Below are 14,300 nucleotides of genomic sequence, written 5' to 3' on the forward strand. Positions count from 1 at the left end.
TGAGTTGAAGTCCACTTCAACTAACACAGTAGTGGCATGGCCACCACACTGACCACCGACAGCAGCGCCCGACTGCCCGGGCTGATCCGACGACTGACCGGCGACGAGAAACACGCGCCGAGCGCGCACTCCACCGTCGACGTGCTCCAGGTGCTCTACGACCGGGTGCTGCGGGTCACCCCCGACACCGCCGACGACCCGGAACGGGACCGGTTCCTGCTCTCCAAGGGCCACGGACCGGCCGCCTACTACGCGGTGCTCGCCGCGCACGGCTTCATCCCGGACGCCTGGCTCGACGACCTGGCCGGACCGGAGAGCCGGCTCGGCCACCACCCGGACCGACTCCTGGTGCCCGGGGTCGAGATCGGCTCCGGCTCCCTCGGGCACGGCCTCGGGCTGGCCGTCGGCACCGCGCTCGGCCTGCGTGCCCAGGGACTGCTCAACCCCCGGGTGTACGTGCTGCTCGGCGACGCCGAACTGGACGAGGGATCCAACCACGAGGCGATCGCGTACGCCGGAGCGACCGGCCTGGACAGCCTCACCGCTGTCGTGGTCGACAACGCGTCGGCCAGCCACGGGTGGGCCGGTGGCATCGCCGGCCGGTTCACCGTCAACGGTTGGACCGCCGAGACCGTCGACGGCCGGAACCACGAAGCCCTGTACGCGGCACTGACCGGGCACCGACCACGACACCCGCACCTCGTGGTCGCCCGCATCGGGAGCAAGTGATGACCGACATGCGTACCGCCTTCATCGACACCGCCACAGCGCTCCTCGACGAGGACCCGCGTACCGCGCTGGTGCTGGCCGACATCTCGGCGAGCCAGTTCGCCCCAGCCGGCCACCGCCACCCGGACCGGGTGCTCAACGTCGGGATACGGGAGCAACTGATGATCGGAGTGGCCGGCGGGCTCGCCCTGACCGGGCTGCGTCCGATCGCGCACTCGTACGCGACGTTCCTGGTGGACCGGGCGTACGAGCAGATCAAGTTGGATCTGGACCACCAGGGCGTGGGCGCCGTCCTGGTCAGCATCGGCGCGTCGTACGACGGGTCGGCTGAGGGTCGCACCCATCAGTCGCCCGGAGACGTGGCGCTCTTCGACTCCCTCGGTGACGGCTGGACCGTCCGGGTGCCCGGCCACCCGGACGAGGTGGGGCCGCTGCTGCGCAACGCCGCGACCACCGACGATCCGATCTACCTGCGGCTCTGCGAGCAGCGCAACGCCGAGGCGTACCCGGACGCCACCCGGCTCCGGGTGCTCCGGCAGGGCCCGACGAATGCGCCCCTCGTGGTGGCGGTCGGACCGATGCTCGACCCCACCCTGGCGGCGACCGAGGGAATGGGCGTGACAGTGGCGTACACCCACACACCCCGGCCGCTCGACACGCCCGGGCTGCGGGCGCTCGCCAACACCGACGTGGTGTTGGTCGAGCCGTACCTGGCGGGAACGTCGAGCGCGCTCGTCAGCCGGGCCCTGGCGGACGTGCCGCACCGGCTGCTCGCCCTCGGGGTGGGTCAGACCGACCTGCGACGGTACGGCGATCCGGCCGACCACGCCCGGTGGCACGGGCTGGACGCCGACGGCCTGCGGCGGTCGATCAGTGCGTTCCTGGGGTCAGTTGGCGGCTGAGACGGCGGGGCGGCGGCGAGCGCGCTCGCGCCCGAGGATCCAGATCGCCTCGACGCCGTCCTTCCAGGTGATCTTCTTGCCCTCTTCCCGGCCGCGTGCCCGGTAGCTGATCGGCACCTCGTACGGCCGGATCCGGCGACGCAGCAGCTTGCCGGTCACCTCGGCCTCCATGCCGAAGCCGCGCGAGCGCACCCCGAGCGACCGGTAGAGCGCCACCGGCATCAGCTTGAAGCAGGTCTCCAGGTCGCCGATGTACGAGTTGAACAGCACGTTGGCCGCCATCGTGACGCCCTTGTTGCCCATCACGTACCAGAAGCTGTAGGCGCTGTGGCTGCCGAAGGTGCGATTGCCGTAGACCACAGTGGCCCGGCCGTCGAGCACCGGGTCGAGCAGCTTGGGGATGTCCTGCGGGTCGTACTCCAGGTCGGCGTCGAGGATGACCATGTAGTCACCCTCCGCGCTGTCGACCGCCGTCTTGATGGCGGCACCCTTGCCGGCGTTGCGCTGGTGGGTGATGACCCGGAGGCGCGCGTCGTCGGCGCGACCGAGGACCTCGCCGGTGCCGTCGCGGCTGCCGTCGTCGACGACGACCAACTCGATCTCACACGGATAGTCAACCGCCAATGCCTGCTTGAGGGCATCCGCGATGCGTTCTTCCTCGTTGTAGACCGGCATGAGGATCGAGAGCTTCACGGGGATCTCCACGGTGGCGGCAACACGTCGGCCATAGCCTAACCTGGTTGGTTTGTTTACCGCGTACCGCTACCGCTGGGCAGTCGACGCGGCGGCCTCAGATCAATGGTGTTTACTTCCGCCATGTCGGCTGCCGGCTCCCTGCTCGCGGTGATTCCTGCCGCCGCGGTGCTTTTGCTCATCGTCGCGGCGATGCCACGAGAGGCTGGCGCGGTGGCACCGCTGCGGCTCGCCGTGGTGCGCGCCGTCCTGCTCAGCGGGGCGTACGCGGTGCTCGTCGTCGAGGTGCTCGGCGCGTCGCACGCGCTGACCCGAGGCGCGTTCACGGTCGCCTGGCTGCTTCTGCTGGTCGCAGCCGCTGCGGCGGTCGGTCTGCGCTGGCGACGGGCGACCCGACCGGGGCAGCCGAGCGCCGCCGCACCGGTGCCGGTGAGCGCTGCGCCGGCAGTCAGCACCGCACCGCAGCCGGTGCCGGTCGGCGCTGTGGCATCCGGAGGCGGACCCGAGGTGTCAGCCCCGGCCGCCGCCGAGCGCGGTGAGCCCGGCCCCGCGCCGATCCGGGCCGCACGGGGGTTCGCTGACCTTCGTGCCGCAGCGGTCGAGGCATGGCGTACGGCCCGGCCGGGCGAGCGGCTCCTCGCCGGCACGGTCGGCGGGCTGGTCCTGGTGGAGCTGCTGGTCGCGCTGCTGGCCGAGCCGAACAACTTCGACTCGCAGACGTACCACCTGCCGAAGGTGGAGCACTGGGTGGCCCAGGGCGACCTGGACTTCTGGCCCACCGCCATCCACCGGCAGGTGACCATTCCGCCCGGAGCCGAGTACCTGCTGCTGCACCTGCGCCTGCTCACCGGCGGGGACCACCTGCACAACCTGGTGCAGTGGGCGGCCGGAGTGGTCTGCCTCCTGGTGGCCGCACGGATCACCGCGCAGCTCGGCGGCGGCCGGCGGGCCCAGTTGCTCACCGCGTTCGTGCTGGCGACCACGCCGATGGTCGTGCTCCAGGCGACCAGCACCCAGACCGACCTGGTCTGCGCGGCGTGGGTGGCCTGCGCGGCGACCCTGACGCTGGACGGGCTGAGTCGGCGGACCGGCTGGGGCACGCTGCTCGGGCTGGGGGCGGCCACCGGGTTGACCGCGGTGACCAAGACCAGCGGCCTGATCGCGGTCGGCCCGCTGCTGGTGCTCTGGGGATTGGCCCAGTTGAGGCTGGCCCGGGCCGATCGATCGGCGCTGGCAGGCCCGACAGCGCCCGGCGGGGGTCGGCGCGCCTGGCCGGTCGGCGGGCTGGCCCGCACTGTCGGCGGTTCGGTGCTGATCCTTGTGGTCGCCGCCGTGGTGGTCGGCCCGTTCCTGGCCCGGGTGACCGCCGAGTTCGGGCACCCGCTGGGGCCGCCCCGGCTGCGCGAGTCCATCCCCATGGAGCGGCACGACCCGGCGTCGATAGTGGTCAACGCGCTGCGGATCGGGCACACCGCGTTCGACACGCCGCTGGCGCCGCTGCGTCGGGCCGGAGCCGAGGCGATCATCAGCGGCGCCGAGGCGATCGGGGTCGACCCGCAGGACCGCGCGATCACCTTCGGGCGGGAGCTGTTCCCGGAGCCGGCCTGGTATCCGGACGAGGACCGGGTGGCGTTCCCGCTGGCCGGAGCGTTGGCGGTGATCGGTGCCGTGATCGCGCTCGCCCGACCGCGGCGGATCACTCCCGAGCGGGCGGGGTCGCTGCGGGCGTACGCCGTGGTGATGCTGACCGCCGTGCTGCTGCACACCGCGATGATCAAGTGGCAGCCGTGGGGCAACCGGCTGCTGCTCTACGCCGTCGTGCTCGCCACGCCCCTCGCCGGCCTCTGGCTGGACGCTCTCCTGCGCAACCGCGCGGGTGGGCGTCGAACTGTTGCCACCGTGGCAGCCGTCACCGTGCTGGCCACCTCGGCGCTGGCCGGAGTGCTCGCACTGTCGTACGGCTTTCCACGCCGGCTGGTCGGCGCCGGCTCGGTGTTCACCACCTCGGACTGGGACACCCGGTTCCTGCGCCGCCCCCAGTGGGCCGACGAGTTCCGCTGGGCGGCGACAGTGGTCCAGGACAGTGGTGCGCGACGGATCGGGCTGGTGCAGCAGAACGACAACTGGGAGTACCCGTGGTGGCTGCTGCTGCGGCAGCCCGACGGCGGCTCACCGGACCTGCTGGCGTTGCAGTCGGTGTTGCCGGAACGACCGCCGGCCGATCCCGCCTCGGTCGACGCGATCGTCTGCACCGGCAACAAGGCCGCCTGCGCCAAGCTCGTCCCGGCCGGCTGGCGGCTGGAGTTCCGCAGCTATGTCGGCTACGCCCTGCCGCCGGGCCGCTAAAGCCGCCGTGGGGGGTCGGATAGTCCGATCCGGGCGGTTCTGCATTCCGCGCGCAAGGATCTGAGGCGCATTCACATCTGCTGATTCGCACGTTACCGTCTGGTAACTCAATCGACGTCCCGCGATTGAGCCGAAAGGAGTGCGTCGATGCCTGCAATCCCCGCCAGGCCCGAACGCGCGACCCGACGACGGGCCATCACCGTCGCCGTCGCCGTCGCCGCTCTCGTCCTACCGATGCTCGCCGGACCGGCCACCCCCGCCACCGCCGCCGACCGACCAACCGTCCAACCACTCCCCGCCAACCTCGAAGCCATCCGGGCCGCCGAGGCGACCGCCCTCTACGGCAGCCCGGCGATCCGTCCGATCGAACAACGGCGTACCGCGCTGATCACCATGGGCGACAGTCAGATCTCCGGTGAGGGCGTCGGCAACTACGTCCCCGGCACCCACCAGGACGGCAACTGGTGCGACCGCTCGTACGACCAGGCGGTGTTCCGCACCGGCATCCCGTCGGACGCGCGCTACAACATCGCCTGCTCCGGTGCCACCCCATGGAACCTCATCGCCGGCGGCCCCACCCAGCACAACGAGCTCAACCAGGGCGACTACCTGGGGATCAAAGCGCGCAACACGCACGTGAAGCTGATCTGGGTGGTGGTCGGCGCGAACGGCGACGGCACCATCCAGTTCGGCCCGGTAGCCACCGACTGCGCTGTCAGCCGGGTCTTCCTCCAGGGCAACTGCTACCCCGACTACACCGACCAGTGGACGATCCGCACCGACGGCAGCCGCCGGGCGGTTGCGGACGCCCTCACCGACATCCGGCAGACCATGACCAGGGCCGGCTACCTGCGCACGGACTACGAACTGGTGCTCATGTCGTACCCGAGCCCGGCCAGCCCGGACGTGGAGGACAACCCGAACTTCCCCGGCTGGTACTCCGGCGGCTGCCTGCTCTACCTGGCCGACGCCGCGTTCGCCCGGAACAAGGCGGTGCCGCTGTTCGAGTCGGCGCTGCGGGCGGCGGCCGCGCAGACCGGCACCCGTTATCTGGACGCCAGCCGGCTCTTCCACGGCCACGAGGTGTGCACCGACAACACCTCGGTACGCGGCCTCTTCATCGAGGTCGGCATCTGGAACGAGAACGCCGCCCGGCAGTCGTTCCACCCCAACGCGCGTGGGCACGGCATGTTCGCCCAGTGCATCACCCAGTTCTGGAACTCCGGGCAGAACCAGGCCACCTGCGTCGACCCGGCCAGCACCGGCAGCGGCGTGCTCTACTCCGGCCTGATGCAGTTCAAGCAGTTGCGCAACCTGGGGACCAGCACCTGCGTCGACGGTAAGGGGTACGACTCCCGCAACGGCACCGCCCAACAGTCGTACGGCTGCCACGGCGGGCGCAACCAGGGCTTCTGGTACGACTCGGCCAAGCGGTCGCTGCACTCGGAGCTTTCCCACGACCGTTGCCTCGATGTCGCCGGCGGGTCGATGACGGCCGGCACCGCGGTCAACATCTACGACTGCAACGGCACTGCCGCCCAGCAGTTCGCCTTCGTCGGCAACCAGATCAAGCCGGCCGCCGCCAGCAACCTCTGCGTGGCGTTCGACAGCCCGTCGTCGGGCGCTCCCCGGCTGCGGTTGGCCACCTGCTCCACCAGCAGCAGGCAGCAGTGGTCGTTCGAGGCACGTACCGCCGCCAACCCGGTCGGCTACGGTCACGACGACTTCATCGGCTCCCGCGTCTACTGACACCGGGAAAGGGGGCCCTGGCGTCGGCCAGGGCCCCCTTTCGCTCACTTGGCTCGGGGGATGAGGATGAGCCGGGCCACGCCCTTGTCGCCGTCCTTCGCGCCGGCGACGCCCAGCGTCGCGCCGACCTTCACCTCGCTCGGCTGCACCGTGGCACGCCGCTCGACCACCCGCAGGTCGTCGCCGAAGGTCCAGGTCATCGTGAAGCCGTCGGTGGACTTGACGGTCATCGAGTCGCCGTCGATCGCTGTCACCTCGCCGCGTTGCACGGCGACGGTCTGCGTACCGCCGTCCTTCGTCTTCACCACCGCCTCACCGTGCAGGGTGTTCTTACGCAGCAGCACGCGGGCCTGGCGGCGCTTGCGCCACTCCTCACCGCGCTTCTCCCGGGCCTTCTCCTTCGCGCTGGGGGACGAACCCGGCGTCGGCGTGGCCGGTGCGGCGACGGTCAGCACGTCCAGGTCGTCGGCGTCGAAGCCCATCGCGGCCAGTGCCTGACCCTCGACTCCCATGGCGGCGGCGACCTCGACGGCGACATCCCGGGCGGGCTGGCTGGCCACCTCGGCCGCGCCGCAGCCGCTGACGCCGAGCGCGACCGCCGCGAGCAGTGCCGTGGTGCCGGTGGCGATACCCCAACGTGGCATGACTCTCCCTCTCGGTCAGTGGAGCCCTCAGCCTTGCCGGGAACGACGAGCGGAGCGTCAGGACGATGTTCGAGTCAGGTAAGGATCACCGGGCAGCCGGACGGTGAAGGCGGCACCGCCCTCCGGCGCGTGCCCGGCGGCGATCTCCCCGCCCAACCGGCGGACCAGCCCGGCGGCCAGCGCCAACCCCAGCCCGCTGCCCACCTTGCGCACCCCCCGGTACCGCTCGTGCAGCGCACCGCGTTCGAAGGCCACCGCCAGGTCGTCGTCGGTGAAGCCGGGTCCGCCGTCGCGGACCTCGAACACGCCGCCGTGCGCCGGGTCCGCGCCGGCCGGCCGGACCGCGAGCACCACCGGCGACCCCGGGGGTACGACCCGCAGCGCGTTCTCCAGCAGCCCGTCCAGGACCTGCCGGATCCTCCCCGGATCGGTGTACGCGGGCACCGGCTGACCGGGCGTCTCCACCCGGAACGGCACGCCTACCGCCGCGCACCGACCGGCCCAGGTCGGCTCCGCGTCCACTGCCAGTTGAGTCAGGTCCACCGGCACCGGTTCCAGGGGAAAGTCGGCGGCCTCCAGCCGGGCCAGTGCCAACAGGTCGCCGATCAGCCGGTCCAGGTGCTGGGCCTCGGCCAGCATCGTCCGACCGGTGTCCACCGTGTCGTCGGCGCCGAGCACCCCGTCGGCGAGCGCCTCGGCGTACCCCCGGATCGCGGTCAGCGGGGTGCGTAGCTCGTGCGAGACGGAGAGCAGGAACTCCCGCTGTCGGCCCTCGCTGGTGGCCAGAGCGGCAGCCAGACCGTTCAACGCCTCGGCCAGGTCGGCTACCTCGTCCGGCGACTCGACCGGCACCCGAACGGCCCGGTCACCGGCGCGCAGCCGGGCGGCTGCGGTGGCCGCGACCCGGATCGGCCGGGCCAGCCGACGGGCCAGCAGCAGCCCGGCCACCACACCGGCGGTCAACCCGGCCAGCAGCGGCAACCAGAGACTGAGCAGCACCCGGGCCCACAGCCCGTTGGCCAGCGGACGGGAGAGCACCACCCCGTTGCCGCCGGGCAGGGCCCGACCCTCGACCAGGGCCCGCTCACCGTTGACGGAGCGGCGGGCCGACACGTTGCGGCCCTGCCCGATCCGCTGCACCACCCGGGGTGGCAGACCGGCCCGGTCGACCGCCCCACGCCGGATCAGGTACGCGTCGATGCCCTGGTCGCGCAGTTGTTGGATGAGCCGTTCCTCGTCGGCGCTGCGCCCCCGGTCGAGGCGGGTCCGCAGCACCTCGGCGGCGAGTCGGGCCTGGGCGGCGAGCGCCTCCTGCTCGCTCCGCTCCGCGCCACGGATCGCCAGCGGCACCGCGACGATGGCGGTGACCAGCACCGACACCAGCGCCACCGCGCAGGTGACGAGCACCGCGCGGGCGGTCAGCGTACGGCCGGGTCGGCCTCGTCGGGGTGCTCTGGGTGGGGCGCCGACCACCGGCAGGGCCATGGTCGGCGACTCGACGTGCCGGGGGTGGTCAGGCATCTACCGCGTACCCGACGCCGCGATGGGTCCGGATCACGCTCGCCGGGCCGAGCTTCGCCCGCACCTGGGCGACGTGCACGTCCACCGTCCGGGTGCCGGCGTGCGCCGCGTAGCCCCAGACTCCGGCCAGCAGCTCCTCCCGGGTGAAGACCCGGCCGGGCCGGGCCATCAGGTGGGCCAGCAGGTCGAACTCGGTGGAGGTGAGCTGCACCGGGGCACCGGCGGCGGTGACAGTGCGGCGGGCCGGGTCGAGGGTCACCGGGCCGACGACACGTGGGCGGTCCGCGCCCTCCGGGCCGCCGGCGGATCGGCGCAGCACCGCGCGGACGCGGGCAACCAGTTCCCGAGGGCTGAACGGCTTGGTGACGTAGTCGTCGGCACCCAACTCCAGGCCGACGATCCGGTCCACCTCGTCGTCGCGGGCGGTGAGGAAGATGACAGGGGTCCAGTCGCCGGCCTCGCGCAGCCGGCGGCAGATCTCGGTGCCGGGCAGACCCGGCAGCGCGATGTCCAGGACGCAGGCCACCGGGCGCATCCGGCGGGCCGCGCTCAGACCGGCCTCGCCGTCACGTTCCAGGTGGACGCCGAACCCGTCCCGGGTCAGGTAGAGCCGGACCAGGTCGGCGATGGCCGGCTCGTCCTCCACGACGAGGACGAGCCCGCGATGCGGTGGTTCGACGGTCACCGGCCCATGATTGCCGACCGCGGAGGCTCGGCGCGATCGGTGTGTGTTCGAGTTCGGTAAAGGCGGGGTCAGCTCACCAGGATGGAGCGAACAGCCCGGGTCGGGCGGCGGCCGGCGCGTCACCGATGCTGGCGACGACCCGCGCGCCGGGCGGCCGCAGGCGGGTCCGGAACGCCTGGTTGAGCAACGCGTCGAGCTGCCACACCTGCTTCGGGTGGCTGGTCCGGATCAGGAACCGCTCACGGATCCCGTCGATCGCGGTGGCCGCCATCTCGACCGACTGCAGCCGCGGGTCCGGGCTCCAGGTGACGTTGCTCAGCTCGCGCAACTCGGTGTTGAGGTGCAGGCGCAGTCGGTGCAGGAGGCGGGTCTGCTGGGTCACCACCAGGCGGCGGTGCGTGAGGAGCAACAGGTAGTCGCCGGTGACCGGGCGGTCGGGGCGGCTGCAACGGGTGACCAGGATGGTGGCGTCACCGGAGCCGACGCAGCGCCGGAAGACCGGCATGTGCCGGCTCACCGTCTGCACGGCCAGGCCAGCCTCAGCGGCGGCCGGGAGGAACGTTCGGGAGAAGACGTCCATGACCTGCCCAACGACGTCCCCAGCAGGGTGACGTGGGTCACGCGGAATTTTTGGAAGTTCCACGCCGCCTGTCGCACTGCCTGTCCGACTTCCGACTCGGACGGATCATGGTCAGCAGTTCGGCTGAAGTGGACTGGCGGCGAACAGCTCCTCCAGCCACCCCGGAACCGCGTCGGCGTACTCGGCGCGGGACTCCTCGGCGGTGTCCAGCGCCCGACGCCAGGACAGCGACCGGCTCACCGGACCCAGGCCGATAGCGAGGTCGGCGGCCTCCACGAGGGTCCGCCGGTCGTACCGGTCGGTCCACACCTCCAGGTACGCGTCGCGCAACCGCACCAGCCGGGCGTCGTCGGGGGCAAGCTTCCCGGCGTGCCCGACGGTGCGCAGGGTCACCAGCAGCGTGCCGAACGGGTGCGCCACGGAGGCGTCGCCCCAGTCGAAGTACCGGTACCCGGCCGCGCCGGCGAAGACGTTGCCGTCGTGCAGGTCGTCGTGTTGCACGGTCGCCGGAATGCCGAGGTCGGCGAGCCGACGGCACCGCTGCGCGTACGCCGGCAGCTCGGCCCGCAACCGCTCGTGCATTTCCGGACGGAGCCCACCCTCGGCGCCGATCAGCAGCGCCTCGTGATCATCGAGCAGCTCGGCGAATAGACCGGCCAGCACCTCCGGACGCTGATCCGGCACGCCCGAGGCGACCAGCTCGTCGGCGTGCGACGCGCTCGCTAGTTGCAGCGCCGCGTACCCGGGCAGCGCCCGCTCCCAGTGCGCCAGGTCGGGGTCGCGCGCCAGCACGTCGCGCAACGACTCGCCGCCGTCGGGCAGCAGCGACCAGCCCTGCGCCGGGTCCACCGCGATCGGCGTGAGCACCCGGTCGGGCGTCAACTCGGCGAGCGCCGCGATCAGGACCGCCTCGTGCACGGTGCCCGGGTTGTTGGCCTTGAACCAGACCGGGCCGTCGTCGGTGGGCACCCGCCACACCAGCGACCACGGCCGCAGCCTCGGCTCCACCGGCCCGGTCACCCGTCGGCCGGCACGGCTGAGCTGCGCGTCGACCCAGGACCGGGCCCGCACCTGCCACTGCTCGCTGGACCAGTCGGGGGCACGCTCACCGGCGATCGTCGTCACGCTGGGCACCCTAGGCCGTCTGCCCGACGTTGGGGACCGCTTTTCCGGCCGGCACGTCGCGGCGTCCCACCGAAGGCCCGCACCTCTGCCGATTGCGCACTCTGCGAGATGCGCCGGGACAACCCTGAGCGACATCATCGCTGCGCATAGTCACGCGCGAATCGGCCCGGGGAGTAGAAGCTATGACGGAAACGCCGACCACAGGCACCCGAGACTTCGCGAGACCCTTCGTCGCGGAGCGTCCACACCGCAACGGGCTCATCATCGCGGTGAGTGTGGCGGCCGGAGTCCTGCTTGCCGTGCTCTGGTCCTACGAGTTCGTCGACTCGGTCATCGGTGACAGTGTCGCCAGCGGGCTCCTCGGTCACGACGCGAAGGCGACGGCGATCTCCGGTACCGCCGCCGGCCTGGTGTTCGCGTTCGTGTCGGGCCTCGCTGGCACCTTCACCGCGTGCAACATCGCGATGCTCGCGTCCATCGGGCCGCTCGGCGCGGCAAGCGGCGGCAACGGCGACCGGCTCCGGCTGCTGTTGCGGCCGGTCGGCTACCTCACCTTGGGCATGGTCGCCGTCGCTGCGGCGTACGGATTCATTGGAGTCCTCCTGGGCGACCGGCTCCCTCAGCTGTCCACCGAGACCGCCGGTGGGGTGCCGGTACGCATCATCCAGTCGTCAGTGGTGTTCGGTGTCATCGGACTGGCCCTCATCTACCTCGGGCTGGCCGCGATCGGGACGGTGCGCGACGTGTTCGCCGACCGACCGGTCGCGCGGGTGATCACTCTCGGCGCGCTCATCGGCGGCTTCCTCATCGGCCGGCCGTACCCGCTGTTCAACAAGTTGTTCCACTGGGCGGTCGACAGCGGCAACCCGCTGTACGGTTCGGCCGCGTTCGTCCTGCAGTCCCTCGGCAACATCGTGGTGGTCACCGCGCTGTTCGCACTGCTGATCATGCTCACCCGCGGCCGGTTCATCGGCTGGCTCGCCGCCGACGTGCGGCGCAGCATGGTGCTCAGCGGCGCCCTGCTCATCGCACTCGGGGTCTTCACAGTCGTGTACTGGGACGTCCGGGTGCCCTCGATCTTCGGCTTCGGCTGGTTCCCCACCATGTTCTACAACCACTGACGCCGGTCCGGACCTGCCGCCCGAGGCGAAGACGGCACGTTCGAAGATGCTCCGGCACGTCAGGTCGCCGATGCTGTTCGGATGACTGGCGCGGCAGATCCGGACCGCTGGAGTGTGGCCAACACGGCACTGCGAACGGCAACCGACCGGTTCACCGACCTGGTGGCCGCCGCGCCCTCGCCCGTCGTCATGGCGACCGCCGACTGGACAGTGGCCGACACGCTGGCACACGTGGTGTCGATCGCGATGTTGTACGTGTCGAGACTGGAGGGCACCGAGGTCCCCATCCGGGTGCCGGGGCTGGAGGACCTGCTCGCCACCACGAACGTGGACACGGTGGCCGACGTCAATGCCCACGTGCTCGCCCACTTCACCGAACGCGACCCGCAGGTGCTGCTGACGCAGCTGAACACCATGGTCGACCGCCTCCTGGCGACGTCGGCTGACCCGCGATCGACGGTGAGTTGGTTGGGCAACGCGCGGGTGACGGTCGGCGGCCTGTTCGCCCATCTGACCAACGAGCTGCTGGTGCACGGCTGGGACATCGCCCGGGCACTCCGCCGGGCGTGGCCGATGCCGGACGAGCACGCCGCGCTCTACTGGGACCTGTTCATGTTCGACATGCTGCGCGACACGTACGGGGTGCTGCTCAACACCGAACTGCCGACGCCCCGGCACGATGTGTCGGTGCAGTTCCGCTCACGGTACGTACCGACGACGACGCTGACCCTGGGCGACCGCCGGGTGTGGATCGCGGCTCCCGACGCCCCGTTCGACGCGAGCGTGACGTTCCGCCCCGCCCGGTTCAACCTGATGATGTTCGGCCGGATCAGCACCGCGCAGGCGGTGCTGCGGCGCGACGTCGTCATCGGTGGGCCGAAGCCGTGGCGACTGCCCGCGTTCCTCCGGGTCGTGCACATGCCCAACGGCCGGCTCGCGCCCCCACCAGCGCCCCGGCGGAGGTGACCGGTGTGTGGCGGTGTCCTCAGACCAGCTCGACGATTGTGGCGTTGGCCATGCCGCCGCCCTCGCACATGGTCTGAAGGCCGTAGCGGATGCCGTTGTCCCGCATGTGCTGGAGCATGGTCGTCATGATCCGGGCACCGGAGCCGCCGAGCGGGTGGCCGAGGGCGATCGCCCCGCCACGCGGGTTGAGCCGCTCCGGGTCCGCCTCGGTCTCCGCCAGCCAGGCCAGCGGCACCGGGGCGAACGCCTCGTTCACCTCGTACACCCCGATCTCTTCGATGCCCAGCCCCGCGCGGCGCAGCGCCTTCGCGGTGGCCGGGATGGGTGCGGTGAGCATGGTGACCGGGTCGTCGGCGGCGACCACCGCGGTGTGGATCCGGGCCAGCGGGCGCAGGCCGTGTCGGCTGGCCCAGTCGGAGGTGGTCACCGCGAGGGCCGCGGCACCGTCGGAGATCTGGGACGCAGAACCGGCGGTCACCACGCCGTCGGCGCGAAACGGGGTGGCGAGCTCACCCAGCTTCTCCAGGGAGGTCTCCCGGCGGATGCCCTCGTCGGCGGCGAACTTGCCGCCGTCGGCGAGCGGCACCGGGGTCAGCTCCGGGTCGAACGCGCCGGCGTCCTGCGCGGCGGCCGCCTTCTCGTGGCTGGCCAGCGCGAACTCGTCCAGTTGGGTACGCGAGAGACGCCACCGTTGGGCGATCAGCTCGGCCCCGACCCCCTGGTTGAACGGCAGCGGCGCGTCGTCGGCGAAGCCCTCGACGCCCCGGTAACGGGCGCGCAGCTGGTCGCTGAACGGCATGCCGCCGGCCACACTGGAGCCCATCGGCACCCGGGTCATCGACTCGACGCCGCCGGCGACCACCAGGTCGGCCTGACCGGAGAGCACCGTCGCGGCGGCGAAGTGCAGGGCCTGCTGGCTGGAGCCGCACTGCCGGTCGAGCGTCGTGCCGGGGACCGTCTCGGGCCAGCCGGCGGCGAGCACGCCGTTGCGGGCGATGTTCCACGACTGCTCGCCGACCTGGGACACGCAGCCCCAGAAGACATCGTCGACCTGGGCCGGGTCGAGCCCGGTGCGCTCGGCGAGGGCGCGCAGCACGTGCGCCGAGAGGTCGACCGGGTGGACGCCGGCGAGGCTGCCCTTGCGCCGTCCGACCGGGGTACGTACCGCGCCGACGATGACCGCGTCACTCATGTTTACTCCCCGGTAACTTGGGCTGCCCCGATCCTACGTCGTCCCTC

Annotated in this window: 13 protein-coding genes; 6 read left to right on the forward strand and 7 right to left on the reverse strand. The window is 71.7% G+C overall.

The genetic code is table 11. The features are described from left to right. Positions 1–36: 36 nt before the first annotated feature. Complete coding sequence (locus ACLQ3F_RS25780; RefSeq protein ID WP_425851941.1) at positions 37–729, forward strand: transketolase; 693 nt, start codon at positions 37–39, stop codon at positions 727–729. An 8-nt stretch (positions 730–737) separates the two neighbouring features. Beyond that, complete coding sequence (locus ACLQ3F_RS25785; protein ID WP_425852119.1) at positions 738–1,631, forward strand: transketolase family protein; 894 nt, start codon at positions 738–740, stop codon at positions 1,629–1,631. Here ACLQ3F_RS25785 and ACLQ3F_RS25790 read toward each other — a convergent pair. Further along, positions 1,617–2,324, reverse strand: coding sequence for a glycosyltransferase family 2 protein (locus ACLQ3F_RS25790; protein WP_091397575.1), 708 nt, complete (start codon positions 2,322–2,324; stop codon positions 1,617–1,619). The genes ACLQ3F_RS25785 and ACLQ3F_RS25790 overlap by 15 nt on opposite strands. Positions 2,325–2,447: 123 nt before the next feature. Here ACLQ3F_RS25790 and ACLQ3F_RS25795 point away from each other — a divergent pair, with 123 nt between their 5' ends. Both ACLQ3F_RS25795 and ACLQ3F_RS25800 read left to right on the forward strand, forming a co-directional pair. Further along, positions 2,448–4,670: a glycosyltransferase family 39 protein gene (locus tag ACLQ3F_RS25795; RefSeq protein ID WP_425851943.1), complete on the forward strand. Its 2,223-nt coding sequence runs from the start codon at positions 2,448–2,450 to the stop codon at positions 4,668–4,670. Positions 4,671–4,817: 147 nt separating this feature from the next. Beyond that, on the forward strand, positions 4,818–6,419 hold the full coding sequence (locus ACLQ3F_RS25800; protein WP_425851945.1) for a ricin-type beta-trefoil lectin domain protein: 1,602 nt from the start codon (positions 4,818–4,820) through the stop codon (positions 6,417–6,419). A gap of 44 nt (positions 6,420–6,463) precedes the next feature. Here the strand turns inward: ACLQ3F_RS25800 and ACLQ3F_RS25805 are convergent, their stop codons facing one another. The 5 genes from ACLQ3F_RS25805 to ACLQ3F_RS25825 all read right to left on the reverse strand — a co-directional run bounded on the left by ACLQ3F_RS25805 (position 6,464) and on the right by ACLQ3F_RS25825 (position 10,974). After that, positions 6,464–7,063 (reverse strand): hypothetical protein, encoded by a 600-nt coding sequence (locus ACLQ3F_RS25805; protein ID WP_357193720.1) that lies wholly within the window; start codon positions 7,061–7,063, stop codon positions 6,464–6,466. 57 nt (positions 7,064–7,120) lie between these two features. Then, a complete protein-coding gene (locus ACLQ3F_RS25810) occupies positions 7,121–8,584 on the reverse strand; it encodes a sensor histidine kinase (protein WP_425851948.1) in 1,464 nt (487 codons plus the stop codon). After that, the gene (locus ACLQ3F_RS25815) at positions 8,577–9,269 is read right to left on the reverse strand and encodes a response regulator transcription factor (RefSeq protein ID WP_328651712.1); all 693 of its coding nucleotides are present in this window, start codon (positions 9,267–9,269) and stop codon (positions 8,577–8,579) included. The genes ACLQ3F_RS25810 and ACLQ3F_RS25815 overlap by 8 nt, the downstream gene beginning before the upstream one ends. Positions 9,270–9,342: 73 nt before the next feature. Then, the gene (locus ACLQ3F_RS25820) at positions 9,343–9,849 is read right to left on the reverse strand and encodes a hypothetical protein (protein WP_357193713.1); all 507 of its coding nucleotides are present in this window, start codon (positions 9,847–9,849) and stop codon (positions 9,343–9,345) included. A 111-nt stretch (positions 9,850–9,960) separates the two neighbouring features. Next, complete coding sequence (locus ACLQ3F_RS25825) at positions 9,961–10,974, reverse strand: aminoglycoside phosphotransferase family protein (RefSeq protein ID WP_425851950.1); 1,014 nt, start codon at positions 10,972–10,974, stop codon at positions 9,961–9,963. 182 nt (positions 10,975–11,156) lie between these two features. On the opposite strand from ACLQ3F_RS25825, the gene ACLQ3F_RS25830 reads away from it, so the two are divergent. Beyond that, positions 11,157–12,095, forward strand: coding sequence for a hypothetical protein (locus tag ACLQ3F_RS25830; protein ID WP_357193708.1), 939 nt, complete (start codon positions 11,157–11,159; stop codon positions 12,093–12,095). Between the two features lie 81 nt (positions 12,096–12,176). Continuing rightward, positions 12,177–13,061, forward strand: a complete 885-nt coding sequence (locus ACLQ3F_RS25835) for a maleylpyruvate isomerase N-terminal domain-containing protein (protein ID WP_425851952.1) — start codon at positions 12,177–12,179, stop codon at positions 13,059–13,061. Between the two features lie 19 nt (positions 13,062–13,080). On the opposite strand, the gene ACLQ3F_RS25840 is transcribed toward ACLQ3F_RS25835, so the two are convergent. Next, on the reverse strand, positions 13,081–14,253 hold the full coding sequence (locus tag ACLQ3F_RS25840) for a thiolase family protein (RefSeq protein ID WP_357223351.1): 1,173 nt from the start codon (positions 14,251–14,253) through the stop codon (positions 13,081–13,083). Positions 14,254–14,300: the final 47 nt, after the last annotated feature.

Origin of the sequence: Micromonospora sp. DT15 (assembly GCF_049841475.1) — a bacterium.
GTDB lineage: Bacteria > Actinomycetota > Actinomycetes > Mycobacteriales > Micromonosporaceae > Micromonospora.

Coding starts and splice junctions, on each gene's coding strand:
- ACLQ3F_RS25795 (WP_425851943.1), top strand. CDS start 2,448: ATGTCGGCTGCCGGCTCCCTGCTCGCGGTGATTCCTGCCGCCGCGGTG.
- ACLQ3F_RS25785 (WP_425852119.1), top strand. CDS start 738: ATGCGTACCGCCTTCATCGACACCGCCACAGCGCTCCTCGACGAGGAC.
- ACLQ3F_RS25835 (WP_425851952.1), top strand. CDS start 12,177: ATGACTGGCGCGGCAGATCCGGACCGCTGGAGTGTGGCCAACACGGCA.
- ACLQ3F_RS25810 (WP_425851948.1), bottom strand. CDS start 8,584: ATGCCTGACCACCCCCGGCACGTCGAGTCGCCGACCATGGCCCTGCCG.
- ACLQ3F_RS25780 (WP_425851941.1), top strand. CDS start 37: ATGGCCACCACACTGACCACCGACAGCAGCGCCCGACTGCCCGGGCTG.
- ACLQ3F_RS25805 (WP_357193720.1), bottom strand. CDS start 7,063: ATGCCACGTTGGGGTATCGCCACCGGCACCACGGCACTGCTCGCGGCG.
- ACLQ3F_RS25800 (WP_425851945.1), top strand. CDS start 4,818: ATGCCTGCAATCCCCGCCAGGCCCGAACGCGCGACCCGACGACGGGCC.
- ACLQ3F_RS25820 (WP_357193713.1), bottom strand. CDS start 9,849: ATGGACGTCTTCTCCCGAACGTTCCTCCCGGCCGCCGCTGAGGCTGGC.
- ACLQ3F_RS25840 (WP_357223351.1), bottom strand. CDS start 14,253: ATGAGTGACGCGGTCATCGTCGGCGCGGTACGTACCCCGGTCGGACGG.
- ACLQ3F_RS25830 (WP_357193708.1), top strand. CDS start 11,157: ATGACGGAAACGCCGACCACAGGCACCCGAGACTTCGCGAGACCCTTC.